At 47.0% G+C, this 25,537-nt stretch carries 17 protein-coding genes and 1 tRNA gene; 9 read left to right on the top strand and 9 right to left on the bottom strand.

Going from position 1 to position 25,537, the window contains the following annotated elements; genetic code table 11:
• The 8 genes from C7460_RS09440 to C7460_RS09405 all read left to right on the top strand — a co-directional run bounded on the left by C7460_RS09440 (position 1) and on the right by C7460_RS09405 (position 10,442).
• Positions 1 to 408 carry an acyl-CoA thioesterase gene (locus tag C7460_RS09440; protein WP_115867849.1) on the top strand — a complete coding sequence of 136 codons (408 nt, stop codon included), beginning with the start codon at positions 1 to 3 and terminating at the stop codon, positions 406 to 408.
• Entirely contained in the window at positions 405 to 1,361 is a 957-nt protein-coding gene (locus C7460_RS09435; protein ID WP_115867848.1) for a YihY/virulence factor BrkB family protein, read from the top strand. Before C7460_RS09440 ends, C7460_RS09435 begins: the two co-directional genes overlap by 4 nt.
• A 156-nt stretch (positions 1,362 to 1,517) precedes the next feature.
• Positions 1,518 to 2,180 (top strand): tetratricopeptide repeat protein, encoded by a 663-nt coding sequence (locus tag C7460_RS09430; protein ID WP_115867847.1) that lies wholly within the window; start codon positions 1,518 to 1,520, stop codon positions 2,178 to 2,180.
• 159 nt (positions 2,181 to 2,339) lie between these two features.
• Positions 2,340 to 2,424: transfer RNA gene (locus tag C7460_RS09425), tRNA-Ser, on the top strand.
• Positions 2,425 to 2,953: 529 nt separating this feature from the next.
• Positions 2,954 to 3,088 carry a hypothetical protein gene (locus tag C7460_RS24370; RefSeq protein WP_262511848.1) on the top strand — a complete coding sequence of 45 codons (135 nt, stop codon included), beginning with the start codon at positions 2,954 to 2,956 and terminating at the stop codon, positions 3,086 to 3,088.
• 220 nt (positions 3,089 to 3,308) lie between these two features.
• Positions 3,309 to 4,526, top strand: a complete 1,218-nt coding sequence (locus tag C7460_RS09415; protein WP_115867845.1) for an oxygenase MpaB family protein — start codon at positions 3,309 to 3,311, stop codon at positions 4,524 to 4,526.
• 6 nt (positions 4,527 to 4,532) lie between these two features.
• On the top strand, positions 4,533 to 5,192 hold the full coding sequence (locus tag C7460_RS09410; protein WP_115867844.1) for a DUF6989 domain-containing protein: 660 nt from the start codon (positions 4,533 to 4,535) through the stop codon (positions 5,190 to 5,192).
• 12 nt (positions 5,193 to 5,204) lie between these two features.
• Positions 5,205 to 10,442, top strand: coding sequence for an ATP-binding sensor histidine kinase (locus C7460_RS09405; RefSeq protein ID WP_115867843.1), 5,238 nt, complete (start codon positions 5,205 to 5,207; stop codon positions 10,440 to 10,442).
• Positions 10,443 to 10,449: 7 nt separating this feature from the next.
• Here C7460_RS09405 and C7460_RS09400 read toward each other — a convergent pair whose 3' ends face one another.
• The gene (locus tag C7460_RS09400; protein ID WP_115867842.1) at positions 10,450 to 11,163 is read right to left on the bottom strand and encodes a DNA alkylation repair protein; all 714 of its coding nucleotides are present in this window, start codon (positions 11,161 to 11,163) and stop codon (positions 10,450 to 10,452) included.
• Positions 11,164 to 11,169: 6 nt separating this feature from the next.
• Positions 11,170 to 12,240: an AI-2E family transporter gene (locus C7460_RS09395; RefSeq protein WP_221409494.1), complete on the bottom strand. Its 1,071-nt coding sequence runs from the start codon at positions 12,238 to 12,240 to the stop codon at positions 11,170 to 11,172.
• A gap of 283 nt (positions 12,241 to 12,523) precedes the next feature.
• Here C7460_RS09395 and C7460_RS09390 point away from each other — a divergent pair, with 283 nt between their 5' ends.
• Positions 12,524 to 13,228, top strand: coding sequence for a WG repeat-containing protein (locus C7460_RS09390; RefSeq protein ID WP_147302899.1), 705 nt, complete (start codon positions 12,524 to 12,526; stop codon positions 13,226 to 13,228).
• Here C7460_RS09390 and C7460_RS09385 read toward each other — a convergent pair.
• From C7460_RS09385 to C7460_RS09355, 7 genes are all read right to left on the bottom strand, one after another.
• On the bottom strand, positions 13,203 to 14,261 hold the full coding sequence (locus C7460_RS09385; RefSeq protein WP_115867839.1) for a Gfo/Idh/MocA family oxidoreductase: 1,059 nt from the start codon (positions 14,259 to 14,261) through the stop codon (positions 13,203 to 13,205). The two genes, C7460_RS09390 and C7460_RS09385, sit on opposite strands and share 26 nt — an antisense overlap.
• 174 nt (positions 14,262 to 14,435) lie before the next feature.
• Positions 14,436 to 16,400 (bottom strand): cellulase family glycosylhydrolase, encoded by a 1,965-nt coding sequence (locus C7460_RS23725; RefSeq protein WP_170147952.1) that lies wholly within the window; start codon positions 16,398 to 16,400, stop codon positions 14,436 to 14,438.
• A 116-nt stretch (positions 16,401 to 16,516) separates the two neighbouring features.
• Complete coding sequence (locus C7460_RS09375; RefSeq protein ID WP_115867838.1) at positions 16,517 to 18,859, bottom strand: glycoside hydrolase family 3 N-terminal domain-containing protein; 2,343 nt, start codon at positions 18,857 to 18,859, stop codon at positions 16,517 to 16,519.
• A gap of 98 nt (positions 18,860 to 18,957) precedes the next feature.
• Positions 18,958 to 19,809, bottom strand: coding sequence for a hypothetical protein (locus C7460_RS09370; protein WP_115867837.1), 852 nt, complete (start codon positions 19,807 to 19,809; stop codon positions 18,958 to 18,960).
• A gap of 78 nt (positions 19,810 to 19,887) precedes the next feature.
• On the bottom strand, positions 19,888 to 21,420 hold the full coding sequence (locus tag C7460_RS09365; protein ID WP_115867836.1) for a RagB/SusD family nutrient uptake outer membrane protein: 1,533 nt from the start codon (positions 21,418 to 21,420) through the stop codon (positions 19,888 to 19,890).
• Positions 21,421 to 21,443: 23 nt separating this feature from the next.
• A complete protein-coding gene (locus C7460_RS09360; protein ID WP_245986282.1) occupies positions 21,444 to 24,575 on the bottom strand; it encodes a SusC/RagA family TonB-linked outer membrane protein in 3,132 nt (1,043 codons plus the stop codon).
• A gap of 289 nt (positions 24,576 to 24,864) precedes the next feature.
• Complete coding sequence (locus tag C7460_RS09355) at positions 24,865 to 25,536, bottom strand: alpha/beta hydrolase (protein ID WP_115867834.1); 672 nt, start codon at positions 25,534 to 25,536, stop codon at positions 24,865 to 24,867.
• Position 25,537: the final 1 nt, after the last annotated feature.

Raw genomic sequence — 25,537 nt, 5'->3', positions numbered from 1 at the left:
ATGTATCAGCACGAAATAGCCATCAGGGTACGCTACGCCGAAACAGACCAGATGGGGTATGTCTACTATGGCAACTACGCCATGTACTATGAAGTAGCCCGAGTGGAGGCATTCCGAGCCTTAGGATTTCCCTATAAGGAGCTCGAAGCAATGGGCATAGGCATGCCTGTGCTTTCGCTAAATATCAATTACAAGCGCCCTGGCAAGTATGATGACCTCCTTACTATAAAAGTGACCATCCCAGAGGCTCCACGCGCCCGTATCAAATTTCACTATGAGGTTACCAATCAGGACGGAAGTCTAATTAATACTGGAGAAACCGAGCTGGTATTCATGCGAATGGATTCTGGAAGAGCTACACGCATTCCTACCGAACTAGCCGAGTTACTTGAACCCTATTTTAAGTGAGAAAACGCGTTATTTTACATCGGCACCTACGCTACACTGGCTGGTACATACGGCTAGTGTCTTTTCTGAAAAGCATCAAGCTTCGTGGTGGGCAAACGTCGCTGTATCGCATTTTAATCATCTTTATTGACAAAGTAGGAGACAATCAACTCTTCGAAAAAGCCTATGGAGTGGCTTTCAACTTTACACTTTCACTTTTCCCTGCAATCATTTTCCTTTTTGCACTGATTCCATTCATTCACGAATTCATACCCTCAGTGAGTCAGGGAGAAATCCTGCACTTTTTGCAGGACATTCTACCCAAAAGTGTATTTGATGTAACAGCCACTACCATTTACGACACTGTCCAAATCAGGCGTGAAGGGCTTATGTCTTTTGGTGTACTTTTCGCTCTCTTCCTGGCCACCAATGGCGTAAACTCACTCATGAAAACTTTCAACATGAGCTACAAGACCGTAGAAAACCGGTCGTTTATCAAAACTCGCTGGATTGCATTGCTACTCACCTTACTTTTGGCTTTTGCATTGATTATGGCCATCGTGCTGCTGCTCGTTGGCCAAATTGTACTCAACTGGCTAATTGACATTGGCATATTGTCTGAAGATTTTCTTTATTACCTAATCATCGTACTGCGTTTCGTGGTAATATTCATCGCTTTTTACCTGGCCATCGCCTCTATCTACTACTGGGGACCAGCCATACACGACAAATGGCGTTTTTTTTCCATGGGTTCCATTTTGGCCACCCTACTCTGCGTATTGGTTTCATTTGGCTTTTCGCTTTATGTCGCCAACTTCGGCACTTACAACAAAGTATATGGATCCATAGGCACCATCATCGCACTGATGGTATGGCAGTGGCTTATGTCCTTTATACTATTACTCGGTTTTGAGTTCAACGCCAGCATGGACCGTGCCTGTAAGGCAGAAGTCTATGACCTGGATGAGGACTAACTAACAAAGCTTAGGTTTTTTACCTATAGTCTCATATCGGCATATTACCTACAATATCAGAGGGTTCGTCGTAATTAAATAGCCTTACCAGCTTAGACACGTTACTTTAGTTATGGCTATTTCCTTAGCCTACGAAATAACTAAAACCGCTATCAGATGAAACCATTTATTTCCACCCTCCTTTTGCTGCTGTCCATCTACACGTTTGGACAAAGTACTAATGATCAAAAAGCTAAAGAGTTTTTTAGCCAGGGCGCAATAGCCCTGGAGCACAAAGAATACACACGTGCGATTCAGCTCTTCGAAAAATCCGTTCGTTTTTCCAGCGAATCCGCCGATTCACACTACGGACTTGGACTAGCCCACTTTAAATTAGGGAATTTAGAAGCCTCCCTTACTGCCATGCGCAAAGCTCTGGCTCTAAACTTCACCGAATCCAGCTATTACTACTATATAGGAGCTGTACATCAAGCTAAAAAGGATTGGAAACGTGCATTAATTGCTTATCGCAATGCCATAGCTTACAATGAAGTTTCTAATGTAAAAATTGACTCAGACCATGTTCAGTGCCAAATAGGCGTTTCGTTGATGGAGATGGGAGCAACAGAAAGAGCGATAGAAACCTTCAATGAAATTTTGACCAAAGACAAGACCCATGGGCCTACCCTTATTCAGCGGGGCATCGCTCATTCACGCATAGGCAATAAGATTCAAGCATGCACAGACTTCTCACGGGCCATGTTTTACACACCCAGGGAAGCACAGCCATTTGTAGACCAGTTTTGCAATGGCTCACAACAAGTAATTGTAAAGAACTAATTTTTCTTCACTCAAGGCTTGACTATTTCTCAGAATAATTTAGATTTGCGTCCGATTTAGGGAAGACAACAGCTCAACAAATCAAAACGGTAGGTTTTGATTGCTAGAATTTCCCAACGAAAACGCATCATCAGATCAACTGATGAAGACCATAAACACAGAGGAGTGGCAGAGTGGTCGAATGCGGCGGTCTTGAAAACCGTTGTACCGCGAGGTACCGGGGGTTCGAATCCCTCCTCCTCTGCATCCTAAACCCTGACAGAAATGTCAGGGTTTTTTCGTTTATCCGAGTCCTCTCCTTTTCTAAGCAGAAAACTTCAAACAATTCATGGAATCAGAGATCTACTCAAAATCGGGAGGCAAGCGAAAATTGCATTGCAAAATCACAACTCAAACGGCATTACTCTGACTTCTTGAAAACCGCTGTACCGCGAGGAACCGGGGCGGTTCGCCGTTGCGATTCGAATCCCTCCTCCTCTGCTTTAAAGCCCTTATACGATGAGTGTAGGGGCTTTTTTTATTTAAAAGACAACCATTTTCAGCACGATTGATAGCTGTTCCCATCCCCCATTAAATCCATGAAATTCTACTTCTTGAAAACCGATGTACCGCGAGGTAACGGGGCGGTTCGCTGCTTCAGTTAAAGCCTTACACTATTACTTAAGGCACCTCCAAATGGAACCTTCCGCCTGAGCACAGGCATTACCCATCCCAACGCATGTGTCATCCCGGACAACGCAGAAACCTTCCGCCACAACGCAACTATCCACCACATGAACGCGACTACCTTCCGCCTCAACGCAACTATCATCCCGGTGAACGCAGAAACCTTTCGCCTGAACGCAGGTATTGTCCGCCTCAATGCAGCAATCTCCCATATCATCCATTGCAGCCAAAACATCACCTAGACACCTATTTTTTTGCTGACGACAAGTCACTTTGGGCTTAAAAAGTGATGAAAAAAATAATTCACTCGCTTTAATGGCCCCATACACTCTGACTCACATTCAATCAAACCTAGAAATAATTACATTATCTTTTATTTTTTCACCAATCCACACAATACTTCTTCTCTGCAGCCAAATAGATATTAATTTAGAGGACTAACCTTAATTTTTCACTTTACTGATGTTTGATCCAACTAACCTAACTACGTCCTTTCTGGAGGGGAAGCGACAAATTACGGACCCACTCGCCGACGAGGTAGTGGCAACCATTATCGATGAGGGCTATGAAAAGCACATCAATGAAATCTTTATCAAGCTAGCTAGAAATCCAAGCTTCAACCCGGAGCTACTCTCAGATTTTCCGGAAGCTATTCAGCAGGCAGTCTCCGACTATTTTGACAAATCCGGCCAGCTCCCAGATTGGGCAGACCAGGAGCTGATCTCTGAAGGCGAAGAAGTATTTGCCTTGTATGGCCCGGAGGTCTTTATGCTGCTCAATGTAAAATCACTTCCTATGTGCTATACCTGCGCTCATGGAGCACGTGTGCTCTATGACACCGGCAGGCTAGTGGAGCACAATGGGAAAATGGACCCGCTGGTGCGTAGACTGATGGAAACAGCCCAAATGGTCATCAACGTACTGCAGCCGGGAGGCCTCAGTGGGGAAGGTAGCGGTATTATCACCGTCCAAAAAGTACGGCTCATCCATGCTTCTATACGCCACTTCCTCCAAAGCCCGAAGTACAACCCGGCTGGATGGGACAGCAGCACCCTTGGCAAGCCCATCAACCAGGAAGATCTTGCAGGCACACTGATGTCTTTTTCACCTATCATTCTCAGTGGACTCAAGGCTTTAAACATAGACCTTACTGACCGACAAATAGCAGCTTATACACACTGCTGGAAAGTAGTAGGCCACCTCATAGGGCTGGACGAAGATCTGCTCGCAGACACTTATGAAGACAACTGGCAACTAGCCGTTAAAATCCTGCAGCACCAGGCCTCAGCGTCTACGGAAGGCAAGAAGCTTACTGAGTCCTGTCTGGCGTTTATTCGCCACATGATGCCAGGAAACCTGCTCGATGAAGTGCCTGAGTACATGATGTGGTATTTTTTTCAGGATGTAGAAAAAGCAACCGAACTACAACTTTCCGAAATGATAGGTATTGAAAACCACCACAGATTATCAGACTTTTTGCTCTTAAAGCTTTCCAGGATCATTACTGGAAAAATTAGTGAAGCGGAGCATTCCAATATCATAAAAAAGCTCACTGGCAGGTTTAACAAATACATGCTTCAGGGCTATATCAACCACTACAATGATGGCAAAAAAGTGCGCTTTTTCATCCCTCCATCACTCACCAAAAACTGGAACCTCGACCAATTCACCAACGACTAACAAGCTATGAAAACTTCTAAAAACCTCACCTGGTTTATCGTCATCACCCAAGCGATACTAATGACCTGGTCCATAGCCAGCTCAATACTCGCAGCAGGTCCTGCATCTGCAGCCATCATCTCCTATGTACTTTTTGGAGCTTATGTAATCCATGCACTTGTCTTCCGGCATCCCACCATGATTAAGCTGGTGATATTTGGCATACTGGCAGGGCTTCTAGAACTTATCACTGACCACTATTTGGTAGAAACCATCAACAACCTGGTGTACCCTGGCAATGAGGCCATGATCTGGAGCTCTCCGGCGTACATGCCATTTGCCTGGGCCAATGTGCTCATACAATTAGGCTACTACGGCATTTTACTTAGCAAGTGGAAAGGTTGGCCTATCGCTTCTGTAGCGCTGGGGCTAGCAGGCGCCATGTATATCCCACTCTATGAGCACCTGGCCAAAGATGCCGGCTGGTGGTGGTACCATGCCAATGTACCCATGATTTTTAATGCTCCGAATTACGTGATCATCTGTGAAGGACTGATCTCATTATCCTTACCATTCCTTTTGACACGTTCATCGAAGAATAGCATTGCTAGCGGGATTCAATACGGGGTTTTGGCTGGCATCTGGATATATTTGAGCGCCCTTTTGGCATATTGGCTCGGAGGGTAAAAGTCATACACGATGCAACTTTTAGATAAAGCACTCAAAATAGCCGAAGGATTCAACTCATCCATTTACCAGCTGAGTGACGACACCTATGGACAGGAGGTTATTCTAAAAGTGATGAAGGAGGAGTTCAATGCACACCCGCACTCCTCTCAGCTATACAATGAGCACAAGTACCTCAAAAATGTCAGAAGCAAAGGTATCCGCGCTGCGCTGGATCTAATCGAAGCGAACGACTCGCCCATCCTTGTGCTCGAATACTTTGACGGCCTGTCACTAAAAGAATGGCGAAAAAACAACAGCCCCACTTTTATTGATTGCCTCAAAATTGCCATTCAGATTGGCAAGTCCCTGCATAAAATTCACACTGCCCATAACCTCATCCACCGGGACATCAGTGCACACAACATCCTGATCAACGACCAACTGGAAACGATCCTGATAGACTTTGGGCTTGCCATCAATGTAGATATCAAACTGAATATCAAAGGCATGAGTGACCAGCTACTGGGCACCCTGCCTTATATCTCGCCAGAGCAAACAGGCAGGGTAAACCACGCCGTAGATTACCGATCAGACTTATACTCGTTTGGGGTGGTATTGTATGAGCTGTTTACCGGCAAGCTTCCGTTTGAAAGCAACGATCCTTTAGAACTTATCCATTCACACCTGGCCATAGCCCCTGAGTCACCTACCAATATCAACCCGCAAATACCTGAAGTATTTTCTCAGATCATCCTAAAGCTGCTGGAAAAAGACATGGAGCTGAGATACCAGTCTGCTCAGGGCTTGCTAAATGACCTTCAAAAATGCCTGGACCAGGCAGCGCTCAAAGTAGAAATTCAGGGTTTTGAGCTAGCGCAAAACGATGAGTCGGGGAAATTTAGAGTGCCCTCAAAAATATACGGCAGAGATCAGGAAATCAGCCAGCTCCTCAACGCTATCAGCACGCTGGGCAGTGGCAAGCGTGAAATCACTTTGGTAGCAGGAAAATCAGGCACTGGCAAAACCTCACTGATTTACGAAATCCACAAACCCATCACCCAAAAGCGAGGTTTTTTCATCAAAGGCAAACACCAGCAGTTTCAAAAAGACCGACCTTACCAGGCCATATCACAAGCCATCCAAAGTTTCATATCGCTGCTTCTCTCCGAAAATGAAGAAAAACTAGCCCGATGGAAATCCCTCCTCCAAAACGCTCTGGGAGAGCAAGGCAAACTACTTACAGACCTGATCCCAAACCTGGAGCTCATCGTAGGAAAACAAAAAAAACTACCCGTACTAGGTATCAATGAAGCACAAAACCGCTTCAACTATATTTTTACGCAGTTTGTAAAAGTACTAGCTACCAGGGAGCATCCTCTGGTCCTTTTTATAGACGACCTGCAGTGGTCAGACAATGCATCTCTCAAGCTACTACGCCAGCTCATCACAGATCCGGACTTAGATCACTTTTATTTTATAGGTGCCTATCGCGACAATGAAGTAGATCATACACACCCACTGCATCTGATTTTTGGAGACCTGGAAAAGGAGGGCATCTCCAGCCAGCTGATCAAGCTTGACGACCTGAATTTTGAAGACACACACGCTATGGTCTCGGACACATTTTCTGTGCTTCCAGAAAAATCCAGGGCATTGGCGCATATAGTACATACCAAAACTGCGGGAAACCCATTTTTTATCAATCAGTTTTTAAAGTCTATCTATGAAGAAAAGCTGGTCTGGTATGAATTTCCACAAAATGGACACAAAGGAGCCTGGCAGTGGGATTTACAAAAACTAGAAGCGAGCAATTTTACTGAGAATGTAGTGGCATTTATGGTAGAAAAGCTACGCAAGATGCCAGCTGGTATCCAAAGGCAACTCACACTGGGCGCATGTATTGGAGACAGGTTTGACCTAAAGACACTCCAAAGTATACAACAAGTGCATACAGAAAGTGCGATCATGGAAGACCTCTGGCATGCCGTGGTAGAGCAACTCCTCATTGTGGAAGAGAGCCATGGTGATGCCGCTCTGGTTCACCACCTCCAGCCGGGCACTGACGACCTGTTGATCTTTCGCTTTGCACACGATCGCATCCGGCAGGCCGCGTATGAACTCATACCAGAAAACGAAAAAGCAAAAGCACATCAGGGAATTGGAGAATTGCTGCTGGCCAATACGAATGAATCCTGGCAGGAACAACATGTTTTTTCTATCGTAAATCAGCTCAACCTCGGCATACCAAAACCAGACAGAGGCTACCGTATACACCTAGCCACCCTCAACTACTCTGCTGGCAAAAAAGCCGCAGCCACAGTAGCCAACGAACTGGCCTGCAAACACTTTAACATCGCTCTGGATGTACTCCAAACAAATGACTGGTCTGAAGACCACCAGCTGCTTTTTGACATCCACCTGGCCGCTATGGAAAGTCATTTTATTCTCGCCGAATACGATGAGATGGAACGCATCGGAAACCTACTCCTTCGCAAAGCCAAAAACAAGCATGAAACCCTGCAGACACACAACATCTTTGTACAGTCTTACATAGCCCAGAGTAAACACATAGAGCTCATAGACTATGGAGTGTCTATCCTCAAGAAAAATGGCATTCGCCTTACTACCCGGCCACAAGACCACCATATATTATTAGGTTTTCTCAAAACAAAACTTCGGATAGGCAGCAAAAAACCATCCTTTTTTAAGGAATTGCCCAGAATGGAGGATGCCTACATGGAGCTACTCATCAACACAATGAGCAGTATCAGCACGGCTTCCTATCACAATTACCCAAAACTGTTTCCACTCATCATTTTTAAAAACGTGCAGCTTTCGCTCAAGCATGGAAACTGTATGGAAAGCATTCCATTCTACGGAGGATACGGCACCATTCTATGTGGCGTAATGGGAGAATATGACGCTGGCTATGAATTTGGGAAGCTTTCACTGGAGCTAATGGAAAACACCCCGGACTACCGCCCGGCACTACCCAAAACCATGGTGATTTTTTATGGCTTTATCCATCACTGGAAAAAACCTCTGCGCGATGCACTCGCTCCGTATGAGGAGGCTTACCTCACCGCACTGGAGCTGGGTGATGCACAATATGCCGCTAGTGCTGCGTTTCTCAAAGCCTGCTGGGGGCTACTAAGCGGTATTCGGATAGATGATTTGCTAGAAGATGCCACTGCTCATCTGGAAAAGATGCCCTCATTCAATCAGGAGAGTTATCTGCTGTACATGCAAATTGTGATGCAGGGAATCCATGCTCTAAAAGATACGAACAAGCCAGCATGGCCTCTGGAAGGCTCCTTCTTTAGCAGCAAAGAGTTTGGTAAGGCTTACAAGAAAGAATTACAAGAAGACGGCACTGCAAACTTTCATTTGGCATACAATCAAATGTACCTCAACTTTCTGTTTGGCAACTATAATGAAGCTCTGGAAGGCAGCCAAAAAACCCTAAGGCTACTCAGCAATGTAACCAGCACGATTTATGTAGCCACCTTCCACTTTTATGACGCCCTCATCAGGCTACGGATATACCTAAAATCCCCATCTCCCAAACTGCTGCGCCAGGCGAAATCCAGCCTGAAGAAACTTAAAAAATGGGCAAATCATGCACCAGAAAATTTCCTACACAAGTACGAACTGGTAGAAGCTGAATACCGGTCAGCTACAAAGTCCACCAAACCTGTAAAAGAACTATATGCGTCGGCTATCACACATGCAAAAGAAGGCAACTATCTGAATGAGCTCGCCTTGGCACACGAATGTGCAGGACGTCACTACCAGCGAAACTATGACGAGCCCATGCAGGCCCACCACCTAAACGAAGGCTTGCGAGTCTACCAAAAATGGGGTGCCACAGCCAAAGTAAAGACACTAAAGGAAGAGTTTCCATACCTCGGTGAGCCTGCTAGTCGCAAAATAGAAACTAGCTTTACAGAAGCAAGTTTTTCTTACGGGTCTATCAGCGGTAACAACCTATTAGACCTCAGCTCAGTACTAAAAGCTGCCAGTACGATATCCAGCGAGATCCAGCTCAACAAAGCCATACCTACCCTCCTGGAAATCATCACACAAAATGCCGGAGCTCAATCCGGAGCTTTTTTCCTTAACGAAAACGACGAACTGATATTAGCAGCAATTAGCTCTGTAGACGAAGGTGCCAGCATGGTGCCTCCCATACCGCTTTCGGATAGCACCGAAACACCACACACCGTAGTAAACTACGTAAGACGTACACACCACACTGTGCTACTGGATGAGCCGGTGAGTGATGAGCGTTTTCAAAAGGACGAGTACCTACTCGCACATACCATAGAAAGCCTCCTTTGCATGCCTATAGTGCATCAGCAAAAACTTCTGGGTGTCATCTATTTGGAAAACCGCCTCACCAGGGGCAGCTTCACCGCTGAGCGTACAGACCTCCTTTCACTATTGTCGGGCCAGATCGCAATTACACTGCACAACGCTATACTCTATGATACGCTAGAGCAAAAGGTAGCCGAGCGTACTACCGAAATAGAAAAACAAAAAGAAAAACTCCACCGCCAAAACCGCCAACTCACCGAGCTCAACGATGAAAAGGATTTTCTAATTAGCGTGGTATCACACGACCTACGCAATCCACTCCACCTCATCAAAGGATACATCAATCTGATGCAAAAAGAACAAGACAAAGCTCAGGTAAAAGAATACATGGACCATGTAGTAGAATCCAGCAACCGCATGGATGACTTCATCAAACGCATACTCAATGTGAGTGCTATCAATACAGGTGACCTGGAGGTAAACTATATAGAAGTACAAATGGACAAACTGCTCCAAAAGGAGTTTGAAGCTTTTGAGCAGCAAGCCAAAGAAAAAAACATCACCTACAAAATACAGCTAAACCTTACTCACCTTACCACTGCGATAGACACCGGCTATTTCAATCAGATCATTAGCAACCTGATTTCAAATGCCATCAAATACACCCAACCTGGGGGAGAAGTGGAGGTAAAACTGGAAATGCTCGAAGGTGGTGACTATTACAGAATTTCTGTTATCGACAATGGACAGGGCATATCCTCCCGAGATCAAAAACTGCTCTTTAGCAAGTTTCAAAAGCTCAGTGCCATTCCCACCGGAGGAGAGGATTCTACCGGCCTTGGGCTGGCCATCGTAAAAAAATATGTAGAAGCCATGGAAGGCCACATCTGGTGCGAAAGTGAGTACGAAGAGGGTTCTAACTTTTTTGTGGAGTTTCCTGTGGAGCGGTAAACTACCCCTACTTCCCAATGGTCAAATAATGCTTTTTGGATGCTGCATCCAACTTCTCCACCGCATACCGGAGCGTGACCCGAGCCATCTGCCCAACGTGCTCATCTAAAAAATAGCGCAACATGTCTTCGTTTTGCTTGCCCGCCTCACGAACCCAACTGCCAACTGCTTTCTGTACAAACTCATGACCATCACCCACCAACATACGAGCTATAGCGAAGGTGTCTTCCAGCTGCCCCATCTTAATAAACGCATGAGTAGCCACTATTGCGGTGCGTCGCTCCCACGGTACGTTAGACTTTGCGAGTTGATACAGCGGATCTCTTGGTTTATCCAAAAGAAATTTACCAACAATGTGCATGGCCCCTCGATCCACAAAATCCCAGTTATCGAGACGATTATGGCGGCTTAGATACAAATCAAAGAGCTTCTTTCTGTGCTCCGAAGAGGTGGCTTTGTTTCGCGCCTGAAAATCCATGATGCTCACCGCGCCCATACGCACTTCGTAGTAGTGACTGTCTAGCAGATTGTTTATCTCTTCCAGACCGAGGGTTTTATACTTTCGCGCAAGTGCAAATACCTTCCCAAATGCTATTCCCATGGCAGAAACTGCCGGATCACCTCCATGATAGTGCTTTAAGACATCCTCAGGAGAGCGTTCGCCTGCATGCACTTCCAGTGATGCTATAAAATCAGATGCAGTAGCTGTTTTGGACATCATTCAGGTTTAGTCTTCATCCAGCATCTTGATCTCGCCTTTTTCCGACAAGGCTATGGCGATAAATCGCAAACTGGGAATCTCCTCACATACGATAATCATCATTACGGTGATCGGCACGCTAAGAATCATGCCCATCACTCCCCAGATGGCGCCCCAGATCGTAAGGGAAAGGATCACCACCAGCGAACTCATATTGAGGCTGTTGCCCATGATTTTTGGCTCAAGTACATTACCCACCAATACCTGAATAACCCCAACACTGACCAGCACATATACGAATGGAGCAAGCTCTCCAAACTGCAACACCGCAAAAACCGCCGGGAAAAGCGTAGCAATCAACGACCCAACAGTAGGAATATAATTGAGCACAAAAATGAGTAGCGCCCAGAAAATCGCACCATCGATCCCCAGAATGAGCAACACCACATAGCTCAGGATGCCGGTAAGTAGACTCACCAGAGACTTCAGCGAGAGGTATCTACTGATGTTCTTATCCATTTTTTGAAACAGCTCCCGGTTTTTCTCTTGTGTACTACGCGCCGGATAGATCGCCCGCATTTTGGCATCAAACACACTTTCCTCTACCAGCAAAAAGATGATATAGATCAAAATCAAAAACGCATCACCCAATAGAGAGGTGACCATATCCAACCCACCAGACACCAGGCCACCTACGTCTAGTTTGTCGATATACTCCAACAACTCTGACATCACATCCATCCCAAATGCAGCATTGAGACTGGCAATGGTTTCATTGAAATTGGTCTCATAGAGATCTACAGACCTGGTAAACTGCGCCATGCTCACCAGCAACAGCTCCAACACACCAAAAATCACCGCATTGATAAAGACGAAAGCCACCATGCTCTGAAGCCATAGTGGCCATTTTTTACGGATATAGGGCACCATTTGGAGGTTTTCTCTCAGCTCATGAATCACAAACCAAATCAACAGCGCGATGATAAATGGAATGACGTAATCCTGCGTATAGTGCAGGATCACAACTAAAGTGACCAGAGAAACAAGAATGTATGTAGTCTTTCGGAGGCCTGCTGGCACTGCATGGGATGCTGACATGTCTGTTAGGTTTGAGTATCCTAAAACTAATGCTTTTGCCAGTAGATCATTGAAATTTTCTTCCTGATTTCTTTCTGTAGTTACCCGCAATTCTTCACTGTCCCACATGAAAGCAAGCGCATACCACGCTACTTTCAAAAAAATGAAATGCCACCAGAAATGTGTTTTACCCTATGTTATTGCTTTCGATATTTTCTTAAAACACTGGCATTACACAAAGCATTTTGGCATTGCATTCAGGCTTTTTACTACTTCAGAAAGCCCCAAACAGCAACGAACAGAAATGATGAAAATTACCCCACTTCTACTGGCATTGTGCCTGTGGTCGGGCCCATCCATGGCTCAACCTCCAGAGAAAATTGACCTGCATAAGCTAAAAGAAAACAGCACCCTTTGGGCAAATGGAGCTTTTTTCCGAGCCTACCAGGACGGCAAGTATTACCTCACCGACACGGATGGTCAGGTGGTGGTAGATGGAAGCAACTATCAGTTTATGGCTGATTTTCAAGATGGGCTTGCTCAGGTAGTGACACGAAATGGCCGTCATGGCTTTATCACCATCTCAGGTGAAATAGCCATCGATACCCTGTGGGACAAGAGTGCTCCTTTTGTGAATGGCTTTGGGCTTGTGGGCAAGTACAACGGCAAGCAAACACTGGAAGATCGAGGTGAGGGTGGCATCAAAAGTTACCCGATGATCGACTGGTTTCTTATTTCTCCCACCAACCAAATAGTCAGTGTACCCTTTAGACAGACAACTCCTTTGGGTAGCAAGCTGGCCGCAATCGATGCTTCCAATCAGTCCTTGCTCATAGACCTCTCCAAGGTGCGCACTGGCTACTACCACCCACTGATGAAGGCCATCAAAAAAGTAAATAATCGGCCGGTGCGTTATGAAATAAATGCAGAAAAGAAAGCGATCAGTTATCTGGATCTAGACACCAATAAGGAGCTGTATACACTTAGCTTTCAAGATCAAGAGGGATAACTTTTCCCTCTTTTGCACTCAAAAAAGCAGCATCGATCACTTGCATTACCTGTATGCCGTCTTCAGCAGTCACAGGCATTTTACCTTTTCCGGTCAAGGCGGCGTAAACTTCTGCATAGTAAGCTTTATAGTCTCCGGGGAGCGTAGGGATGTTTTCTTTGATGATTTCTCCTTCTACCTCGGTATGAAGCAAGCCTTTGTCATCATCAGACTCCAGACCGTACGCCGGATCATCAGGTTTCATTCCCGCCTGCAATTGGTCCTCTTGCACATCAGAACGAGATTTCAGGAAGGTCCCCTTTCTGCCATAAAAAGCAAACTCGGGTGTAGGCTCTCGAAAATAGTAGCCTCCCTTGACATGCACACGCAAGTCTCCTTCGTAGCGAAGCAAAATATCAAAATAATCATCTACCTGAGAGTCAGGCCGGGTAATGCCAATGTCTGCAAACACGCTTTTGGGCAACCCGAAAAGGGCCAGTGCCTGATCGATCACATGTGCTCCCAAATCTTTGATGATTCCCGCTCCAGCACTAGGTATTTCCTTGTGGGTCTTGGGGCTCAGCTCGGCTTTGTAACGATGAAAAGCAATGCTGGCCTCCACCACTTCACCTATCAGCCCTTTATCAAGCACCGATTTGACCGTTCGAAAATCACTATCGAACCTGCGGTTTTGAAATACCCCGATATGCAGTCCCTTATCTTGTGCCAGAGCTGCAAGATCACGTGCCTCCTTTGTGGTACTCACAAAAGCCTTCTCTACGATGATGTGCTTGCCTGCCTCAAGCGCTTTTCGAGCATAATCATAATGGGTATAGGTCGGTGTATTGACCACTACGAGCGTCACTTCCGGATCATCGAGTACAGCTTCTAGCGATTCATAGCTTTTCACACCCGGATAGGCTTCCTCTATTTTTTTTGAGGATCGCTCCCAAGATCCCAGTAGCTCAAACCCGGAATGCAAGTCTAAAAACGGGGCATGAAATACCCTTCCCGACATACCAAATGACAAAAGTGCTGCTCCGATTTTCTCCATGTACCTATTGTGTAGTTTTTGATGACACAAAATAACGAAACGACACAGAAGCGCTTTGGTTTCCAGGAAATGAAAAAGAGGCTGAATCAATGAGAAACAGCCTCTAAACCTATTAAAATAATGAATCAATGCAGTCGGTAATTGGTCACTGATTCAAAACCCATGAATGAAGAGCTATTCGATGATTAATTTATGCTTGTGCTCCACACCACCGGCCTTGAGCATAACAAAATATACGCCTGCTTCTAGGTGATCAGGCAAAGCCCAGGTAGACTGGCTCACCTGCAGCTCACGCTCCATCACAGCCCTCCCCGACACGTCTAGCAAGCGGAAAACCGCATTACCCTCACCAGGCCAGGTAATCGTGATTTGCTCCGAGGCTGGGTTAGGAAAAACGGAAAATGAAAGCGATTCCTCAACACCACTCGCTGATGTTCTGCTACCTGAGCCCGTACCCCAGGTAAACACTTCCCAGCCACCGATTGAAGAGCGGTTACACATCAACGGTGATTGTCCATCCTCACTAGACACGTATTGATTATTAAAACCCTTCAACGCTACCGTGTTAGCACCTTGCGACTCCCAGGTAAACGATTCCCAGCCCTGCACATTTGGGCGGTCACACATCATGGCTGAGGTACCCCCTTCATTGGAAACATACCGGTTATTGCTCCCTTTCAGGGCTATTTTCCCATCGCTAAGACCTACCACTTCAAATTGCTCCCAGCCGCCTACAGAAGACCTGTTGCACATCATACCGGACTGGCCATTTTCGCTGCTGACATACTGCCCGTTATTACCCCTGAGCCAAATGGTCTGACCTATGGGTGCGCCTCCTCCGGAGCCACCACCAGACGGGCCTGTGTAGGCTACAGCATCATAAAATCCCTGATGGAAAGTAAAGCCCGAGGCACCATTGCCAATGTTATTTTGGCAAAAGCTAATCATGTCATTGTAGGCGTTGGCCGGAGGTGTTCCCCCATATTTGATGTAGTCTCTTACGGCATTATAGGCATTGTTGGGATGGATTGTCCAAAGACATCTATCGTGGTACATTTTCTTAAATGACCAGGGGAAATAAGCCACATTATTGTTGATACACCAATCAGTCATTTCTCGCAATTTGGCGTTGGTATTCTCACCGTACTCGCCAAGCATGAGTGGCACATTCAATCGGTCGGTCAGGGCTTTGCGTCCATTGAGCAGTGATACGTCATCAGAGTAATGATGCGTTTGGTACACCAGGTTGTTGTCCCATCGGCTATTCACACCTGATTGGCTTTGTACCTGAGCGTCTTCCCAGTCAAGCTTTTGCATATCCGAGCCCCACCAGCTACCCTCAGCCACAATGATGTGGTTATTGTCCACCTCTCGTATGGCGTTACGCATGGTGATCAGTGAAGGTAGTAGCTCGTACTCCCTGCCGGGTTGTGGCACTGGCTCATTGATCAGGTCATAGCCCCAAATTACCGGCTCGTTTTTGTAGTAGTTGGCAATATGTCGCCACACCTGAGATGCAATATTTACGTTATCACCATCCCAAAAGCCCACCGAGCTTCGGGGCTGGCTGGCATCCGAATCATTGTTGTCACAATGGTCTCCGGGGTTTTGATAGCCCGGTGCCGCGTGCATGTCCAGCAGGACATACAGGCCATGCGTACGGCACCAGTTCACCACCCGGTCCAGGTACTGAAACCCTCGGTTGGTTGTGCTGTAGCTTCCATAATCCCAAAACAAGTTGTAGTGAAAAGGCACCCGAACGGAGTTGAACCCCAGGTTCTTCAAATCAACAATGGCTTGCTCATTGAGGTAATTTAGCCTCCACTGATGTTCAAACTCCATGGCCTGGCCCAGATCACCCCCAAAGGCGTCTTTCACGCCATTGAAAAATTGGGTATGGGTTCGGTATTCAAAGTCCCCCATCATGAGGTATCCTTCCCATAGCAGCCAATTGCCGAGGTTCATCCCCCGGAAATAAATAGGCGCTCCAGTTTCGTCTACGATTTGAGTACCCTGCGCTCGTACATACTGGGCGGTGGCCTGACTAATGCTGGCCATCAATAGAAGACACAAGAAGCACATTTGGATCCACCCAAACGGCTTTCTGATAATTACATGCTGACTGTTACTTTTTGTCATGGTTGTTGGTATTTAAAGTAAAACATAGTCCACAGTCCTTTTTTAGAGTCTTGAGCTTTTGGGAGTTGAGTAAGCTCCCTGCGAGAGTCCTTCGCTTCGTTCGGTCTAGCCGCGTACTAAAGCACAGGATCTACTTCTTGCCATTTATAGCTATCTGACAGTTCAAATTGCTTTTTCAGATTCGAAATCTGCACTTCATACGTACCCTTTTCTACCGTCCACCGAAGGTCCTTTCCTACAAAAGCCAACTGACGTGCGTGAATTGAAAAACGCACTGTTTTGCTCTGCCCTGGCTCCAAACTGATTTTTTCAAATCCTCTAAGTCTTTTTACATCTGGTGAAAGGGATGCATAAGCATCGGCTATAAAAAGCTGAACGACTTCTTTTCCTGCACGGTCTCCCACATTGGTGACCGTCACAGAAACGGTAAGCTCCTCATCAGTATCAAGCTGATCATCAGATAACGTGAGGTCCTTGTACGCAAAAGAGGTATAGCTGAGCCCGTGACCAAATGGATATTGCACCGCAAAATCTGACTCATAGTCATAGACACCTTCCATTTTATCCTGTTCTTCGGACGGTTTGTGATCATAAGTCACGAGTGTATTGGCAAACATAGGATAGGTATAGGGCAGCTTTCCTGAAGGGTTGAGCTCCCCAAATAAGACCTGAGCGAGTGCCTCACCGCCGTAATTGCCGGGCAAGTAGGTTTGTACTACCGCATCTACATCTGGTTCTATTTCGCTGATCAGGCGGGGCCTACCTTCGTTGAGCACCAGTACGATGGGCTTGCCGGTGGTAGCCAGTGCACGTGTAAGTCTCACCTGATTTTGCGATAGAGACAGGTCATGCAGGTCTCCGGGCTTCTCCGTATAGCTATTTTCGCCCAGGCAAAGCACCACCACGTCGCTATTGCTGGCGGCATCCAAAACCGCTCGAAAGTCCGCAGCTTCTTCCTCCCAATACTTGCCACTTTCCACATAAGTGACACCAGGCTCAAAGGTGACCAACTCCTCTCCAGCTTGTGCTTTTATAGCTTCCAGTATCGTCTGATATTCATTCGCAAACTCTTCCACTTTTTCACCCTGCCAGCTGTAAGACCAGCCTCCGTTTAGCGCTCTCATCGTATGAGCGTTGGGGCCGGTCACCAAAACCTTAACACCTCGGGACAGTGGTAAAAGCCCCTGGTTTTTCAACAGGGTAATGGACTCACCGGCAGCTTTCCTGGCAGTCGCAACTGTCTCTTCACTTCCAAAATCCTCATAATCTCCTCTGGGTGTGGGCTGATCAAATAGACCCAAATCATACTTGAGGGTAAGAATCCGTGTGACCGCATCATCTATACGGCTCATGGGTACTTCTCCTTCTCGTACAAGCGCAACGAGATCTTTACAAAAGTCAAAATCATAGGGGATCATCGCCATGTCTATGCCGGCGTTTACCGCAATTTTCACGGCCTCCTTTCGTGTAGCAGCCACTCGATCCCTAAAGTGGAGGTTGTCTATATCCTTCCAGTCGGTCACCACCACTCCGGTAAACCCAAGTTCTTTTTTCAGTAGGTCAGTCAGCAATGCTTTGTTAGCATGTACGGGTGTTCCATTGATCAGTCCTGAGTTGATCATCACCGACTTTGCCCCAGCGTCTACTGCAGCTTTGAATGCAGGTAAGTGGCGCTCCCGAAGCTCTACTTCAGAAATGTGTACCGGTGTTCGGTCTTTGCCGGATGCAGGCACCGAATATCCCAAAAAATGCTTCAGCGTAGCTGCTACCTGGCCGGGTGCACTAACATCCTCGCCTTGATAACCCTTCACCATCTGCACGCCCATTTCTGATGCCAGCATTACATCCTCTCCAAAGGTCTCCCACATCCGTGGAAAACGAGGATCACGGCCAAGATCAAGTACCGGGGAAAAATTCCACGGGATAGCTGAAGCACGTGTTTCGTAGGCAGCTATTGCTGCACACTTCCGCACCAAATCCCTGTTCCAGGTAGCTGCAAGCCCTATTTGCTGAGGAAAAAAGGTAGCCTCTGAAGTGTAGGTGGCACCATGAATGGCGTCAATGCCGTAGATTACAGGTATCCCCAGTCTGGATTCTCGCACGGCAACTTGCTGGATTTGCCCGATCACTTCATGCCACTTTTCCAAAGGCCGTGCACGGTTGTTGGCCGTATTGAGAATGGAGCCCACCTTGTGTGTAAGAATTGCTTCCCTCACCAGGTCTATATTCAATTTTAGCGGCTCATCGCTTTCGTAGGCATTAGGCCCCTGGGTCACCACATCCAATGTGACTTGTGCCATTTGACCTACTTTTTCCTCCAAAGTCATCTTGGCGAGCAGTGCCTCCACTCTGGGCTGTGGCTTCATCACAAACGATGCTTGCATAATCCCCGGCTGATGATGATCACAGCCAAATAATACGATTAGCACACCGATTAAAGCCCACTTTATTCTTGTCATAAAAAATGAGTTTTCTATTATTAGTCCTTATGAAAAAATTTCTGACCGATCAATGAAAGTAGAGCCGCCAGAGCTGGGGGCTCTACTTTGCTGATGCATTATTTAGTACCTCTGAGCTCCAGGTTATCAATAGCGATCCCCTCAGCCCCTAGATCACCTCCACCCGTTTTTACTACCAGGTAGATCGTACCCCCTTCATCGAAGGTGATGACCCCATTGGTCTCACGAAGTGCACCTTCACAGCCTACACTCAGTAAGCTTCCATTAAATGAGGTGGTGGCACACCCAGCCCAGGTATTGAGTGCCAACTGTACGCCACCATCCGAATAGTCCTGATAGCTCTGTGGCTCCGTACGGCCAAAGTACACCTCAAACCAGGTATCAGAAGCGCCGCTTCCTGACACGGTTGCTCCAAACTGATAGGGCTTGTTGGCTTCTACCTGCACGGCCTGGTAAAATCCAGCGTGCCCCCAACCACCTCCGGTGGCTCGCATTTTACCCTCTACCATTTCGAAGGCCACACCATCGGAAATGGTAAAGAGCGTCCAGTGGTCAGCATCTTCGGCATTCATCCGCCCACCAACGACGAGGTTTCCGGCGGCAGGGTCGCTGGTCTCTACGTTGATGGTCTGCACGGCGGAAGTGTCTGCCCCTCCGCTTGTCACGGCGACAAGCTGTATGTCATACGTCCCTCTATCGGGTAAAAAGATGGTGTCCATCTCCCGACCTTTTTCAAAACCTGAACCCTTATCCCAAACGGAGACGAATGCACCGGGTGTGGTGTTGGTGAGCACATAGGTATTGTTTTGGCCTGCAACAGCCTCAACCATGAAGGTGGCTTCTGGCTGCTCACCCAGGCTCAGCTCCTCATCCTCAGGCACACAGCCCACAAGGGTAAATGCGGCGAGCACACCCAACCCTATATTTTTCTTAAGCTTTTGATAACTCATAATTTCTAATCGTTATGTAATTCTTTGGACTCAATTAGCCGAGTGACTTTTATCATGGTCACTCAGCTATGAAAACTTTTATTGATAAGCAGGATCCTGCTCCAGTTTGGTACCATCAAATTCCAGTTCGGACTGAGGAATGGGTAAGGCATCATGCTTGCCTTCCACGTATCCACGATCGGCTAACACCGAGGCGGCCTGTCCCGTACGGACCAAATCGAACCAGCGATGACCTTCACCGGCAAGCTCCAACCGGCGCTCTGCCATGATGTTGTCAAATGTTGCCGGTACGGACGGCAAACCCACACGCTCACGTACTGCGTCTAAAAGTGCCTGAGCACGGGCCTGATCGCCTCCACCTCGTACCAAAGCTTCGGCTTCCATCAGGTAAGTATCTGCTAGTCGGATTTCATACTCATTGGTAGGGAAGTTGATTTCAAAAGGCACAGTAGAATCAGCAGTCTTATCGGATTCTTTACCAGCGAATTTTGCCAGGAAATAGCCCGTGTTTTCATAAGCATGCTCATAAGAAACTGCACCGATTTGCTCCAGGCTATCGATATTAACGATGGTGGTACTGTAGCGCGGGTCATATACTTCGTCTTGCACAAAGGCATTGACCAGCGATGGAGTAACCGTATTGAAGCTCCATCCAGAGACATAATTAGGCGCTACAGCCGGATCATTGATCACATAACCTCTGGGCGCAACCATGATGGCAAGCGGGTTGCCCTCCGTACATGCCACACAGCCCCAGTTGCCCTGCGAAGTAGAATTGTGACTGATCTCAAAAATGGATTCTTCATTGAATTCGTTGGCCACTTTAAATAGGTCTGCAAAGTCATCCAGCAATCGGTAGCCGTACTGACTGGTACTTCCTGGGGTACCATTGACCTGCGCGAACTGAGCCGCAGCCTCGGAAAATTTTTCTTGCTGTAGGTAGACTTTACCCAGCAAAGCAATGGCTGCACCTTTGGTAGCTCTTCCGGCATCTGTTTCCAACGTAATCGTAGCAGGTAAATCTGCAATCGCCTCACTAAGGTCTTGCTCAATTTGGGCAAATACCGAACTTCTCTCTGCCGCCTCTACCTCAAAAATCTCAGCTGTGGGTATGGGTGCTGTCAGCAGAGGAAACCGCTCAAACAACCGAACCATATCAAAGTAATAATAGGCACGGAGGAACTTCATCTCAGCGGTAAATCGACTTTTCAGTGATTCGTCCATATCAATTTCTGGCAGCCTGCTCAGGAGTATATTGGCACGGAAAATTCCTGAATAATTTTTGTTCCAAAATTCCTGCTGTGGTCCATTGACAGGATCCAGCGTGTACTTATCCCATACCTGAATCGCATTCATGTCATTGGGGCCGCCTCCTCCGGTGAAGAAGTCATCTGAAGCCGCATTAAGGCTTGCTGTCTTGATGACAAAACCATTGGTCCAACCCAGCGGATCATAGGCGGCAATCACACCATTGTATGCCTGCTCGGCGTTTTTGTAGTAATTTTCTTCCAGCGCAGTGCCTTTGGGCTCTACATTGACAAAATCGTCAGAACACGCTACTGCCAGCATTGAGCCCGCGATGAGCGCTATGTTTTTGAATATTCTTTTCATGATTATCTAGATTTTAGCCTGGCTTAAAAGCCTACATTGATACCTACCATAAAAGATCGCGCCTGTGGATAGATACCACGATCGATCCCAAATGAGCCACCGCCGATTTCCGGATCATAGCCCGTGTACTCCGTGAATGTGAAGAGGTTTTCGGCCATTACATACACCCTGGCCTTTTTCATAAACAGCGACTGAAGCACCTCTGCCGGCAATGAATATCCCAGCTGCACGACTTTCAGGCGGAAGTAGGCACCATCCTGAATGTAGAAATCAGAAGGATTTTGGAAATTTTTGTTAGGATCAGCATTGGTGAGGCGGGGGAAATCATTGGAAGTACCAGGTCCTGTCCATCGACCTAGTGCTGCCTGCTGGTAATTGGCACTACCTATATCCAGCCTCCTTAAGCCCTGGAAGATCTTGTTGCCCTGAACACCCTGTCCGAAGACTAGCAGGTCAAACCCTTTGTACTCAGCTTTCACATTGATTCCATAGGTCCAGGAAGGAATAGGGCTTCCCAAAAACGTGCGATCATCCGGAGTGATCGCTCCATCATTGTCCAAATCCGCCCAGATAAAATCTCCAGGCTGTGCATCAGGCTGCAACAGGCTGCCCTCTGGCCCTACATGCGCCTCAATCTCTTTTTCAGTTTGAAATACTCCGAGACGCTTATAGCCATAAAAAGAGTTGATCGGCTGGCTTACCGCCATGCGCGCCATAGTCCCCATGTTTTGGATGCTTGAAGTATTGTAAAATTCCACATCCCCCAGGTTCGTCACCTTGTTTTCTACATAAGAAGCGTTTGCAGACACCCCCAGATTGAGCTCTCCTAGCTGTTTACGGTAGCTAAGCTCCAGCTCCACTCCGGTATTTTCCATATCGCCGATATTGGCCATTGGGTAGCCGATCACTCCAGTATAGCGTGGGATCGGTTTCTCGCGCAGGATGTCGGTGGTAACCTTCTTATACCAGTCTGCATTGAGCATGAAATCACTAAAAAGCGTAGCCTCAAAGCCAATGTTCAGCTGGCTGGTTTCCTCCCAGCGGAGGTCAGGGTTGGCGGGTGCATCAGGGCTGTAGCCATTGGATGACAGGTCGCCAGTACCAAACGTATAGTTTCTGCCAGCCCCAATGGTGGACAGGTAGCGGAAATCTCCCAGATTGTCATTACCAACTACGCCGTATCCACCGCGAACCTTGAGAAAATTAACCACCGGGTTTGTAGGCCAAAATGATTCGTTGGAGGTAACCCAGCCAAGCGAATAAGATGGGAATACACCATACTTATTGTTGGCACCAAACCTGGAAGACCCATCGCGTCTAATGACGGCCGTAAGCAAATACCGTTCATCATAGTTATAATTAAGCCGGGCAAAAAGTGAAGATACTGTGTGTATGACTCCTTCTCCAGCGCCTGCAGTGATGTCGTCCGTGGTGACATTGAACCGAAAGGAAGCATCGTCAAAATTGTCTACCGGGATATTGGCTTTGGTGACTCCAAAACTCACCAACTCATTTTCGCGGTAAGCTCCCTGCCCAAGCAAAGCAGTAAAATGATGCTTTTGGACCGTGCGGGTATAGCTGATGGTATTTTCCACATTCCAGTCAAACCGGCGATTGAGGTCCCCACCTATTCTAGCACTTTCCAAATTTTGGTTGGTGGCGCTCAGGTAATAGATGGGTGTAAACCCTCTACCGCCATAATAGGAGAGCTTGGTACCTAAAGTCGATCGCAGGGTCAGTCCTTCTATTGGCGATACTTCTGCAAAAACATTCCCGATGATGTTGTCGCCAAATCCATAGTTGCCACGGCGGGTTTCGATGTACGCCAGTGGGTTCACCATTTCTTGCTGCACGATATTGGAAATACCGTAAGGACGACCCAATTCATCGCGAATCACCGGATTGTTGGCATAAGGTGCACCAGCTGCCAACGCCTGATCTGTGATAACAGCCGGAGTGATAGGGTCCAGGTTGATGGCAGAGCTCAGCGGGCCGCCAAATTCACTGTTGGTATTGCCCAGCCCTACCGATTTGTCATGTGCATAGCCAAGGTTTTGCCCTACCTTAAGCCAATCCGTAACCTGATGAGTACTGTTGAGTCTAAAGTTAGTTCTTTGGTATTTGGAGATCTCCGTGGCGACAATTCCTTCTTGTTCCAGGTGGCCAAAACTCAAATAAAACGTTGATTTTTCATTACCTCCACTGATGCTGAGTTCATGATTTTGTCTGCGTGCGTCATCGTTGAAAATAAGTGCCTGCCAGTCGGTACCTGCTCCAAGCGCTGCAGGGTTTGCAAAAGGAGGAGCAGCACCATCTGCCAGCGATGCCTCATTTCTGAGTGTAGCATATTCCTGAGCATTGAGCAAATTGAGCCTCCGTGCTGGCTCAGAAGTGCCATAGTACCCATTGTAATTGACACTTAGGCTCCCTTGCTTACCTTTTTTGGTGGTGATCAGAATAACCCCAGCTGCGGCTCTTGCTCCATATATAGCCTGAGACGCAGCATCTTTAAGCACTTCCACAGAAGCTATATCCGACTGATTTAGGAAGTTGATACCTCCATTGTCCACCACTACTCCATCCACTACCCACAGTGGGTCGTTGTTGTTGAGCGTGGTGATACCGCGCACTCTGATGGTGGCTCCCTCACCGGGCTGTCCACTATTAGCGGCTATCGTCAGGCCAGAGACCCGGCCTTGTAGCGTCTGACTGACGTTATTGACAGGCAAAGTCTCCAGGTCTGAGGCTTTGACGCTAGAAATAGCTCCGGTCACCACACTTTTTTTCTGCGCTCCATACCCTACTACTACCACTTCCTCCAGAGACTGAATGTCCTGCTGCAGCTTTACATCCACAGTAGACTCTCCACTGACCTCCACCTCCTGCGGCTCAAAGCCCACAAAGGAGAAAATAAGTATGGAACGCCCTTCGCTCAGCGCTATCGTGTACTTACCCTCAATATCTGTAATGGTCCCATTAGTGGTACCCTTTTCCAGCACCGTTACCCCGGGAAGACTTTCGCCGGTCTCACCATCGGTTACGAGTCCACGTACCTGCACCGACTGGGCATCTACTACACCCACCAGTCCGGCCAGGGCTATCATCATCAGAAGCATCCGAAGGCTCCCAGATTTGGATAAAATTTTCAATCTCATATTTATTAGGTTTTATGTGAATGATGATTTGATAGAAAATCAAAAAACTCACAGGCTTTTTGAAAAACCATCAATCTCAAATGTAGTATCCCCGAAAAATGAAACTGAATTTTACACTACGCTTTGAATACTTCAAGCGATGAAGTCACTCGCTGGCACTACGTCAATCAACTTATTAACCCTGACCTACAACATGTTACATCTCATGAATTCATAAAAAATCGGATCATAATCCAGAGAATTCTGACAGCATTAAAAATTGGAAAAGTGCAAATGATGAGAGAAAACCTTATTGGGGTTTCAAGTACGTAGCATAAATACCTCGAAGTACTTCACTTACTGCGGCGGCATCATCTACAACCATAAAATGGCGCCCGTTTTTAATCCTAAAAGCTGTATCATTTTCACAAGACAACAGCCGATCGGCGCTTCCATGTATGCGAATGACAGAAGCCGAGCCGGCAACTCCTTTCCACCTGGCGATTTGGGTAAGCGCCCAACGCAAGAACTTGAGATCAGTTTCTTTTAAGAATAGTTTTAGCAGCTTTTTGGAGTGATTGGTCTTAACCCCAAACAACCAATTGGCTGCAAAAAGTGGAGGACGTAGTAGCCAATCAGGAAGCAAGTTGAACACCCCTGATCTACCAATCAGCCTAAAAAGCAACGGGATTTCTTGTGATCGCTGAGCTGAAGAAATAAGGACAACAACTAAGGGCTTTAGTATTTTAGCAAGCTCGGCGGCAAGAATCCCACCGAAGGAGATACCTATGATAGCAAACGGGTGGTCGGTGTTGATCTTAGCCGACAGTCTCTGGGCATAGCTGGCTAAAGATTCCCCATTATGAGGCGTGATCCATTCGATAACGATCAATTCAAAGTCCAGATCCAAGTGAGCAAACACCTCATGATTCACTCCTAATCCGCCAATTCCATAAACTGTAATGCTGTGAGGAGGCCGCATG

The organism is Marinoscillum furvescens DSM 4134 (genome assembly GCF_003386095.1).
GTDB classification, from domain to species: domain Bacteria; phylum Bacteroidota; class Bacteroidia; order Cytophagales; family Cyclobacteriaceae; genus Marinoscillum; species Marinoscillum furvescens.
Note: the sequence above shows the minus strand (reverse complement) of the source record. Positions and strands in the feature narration are given on the sequence as shown.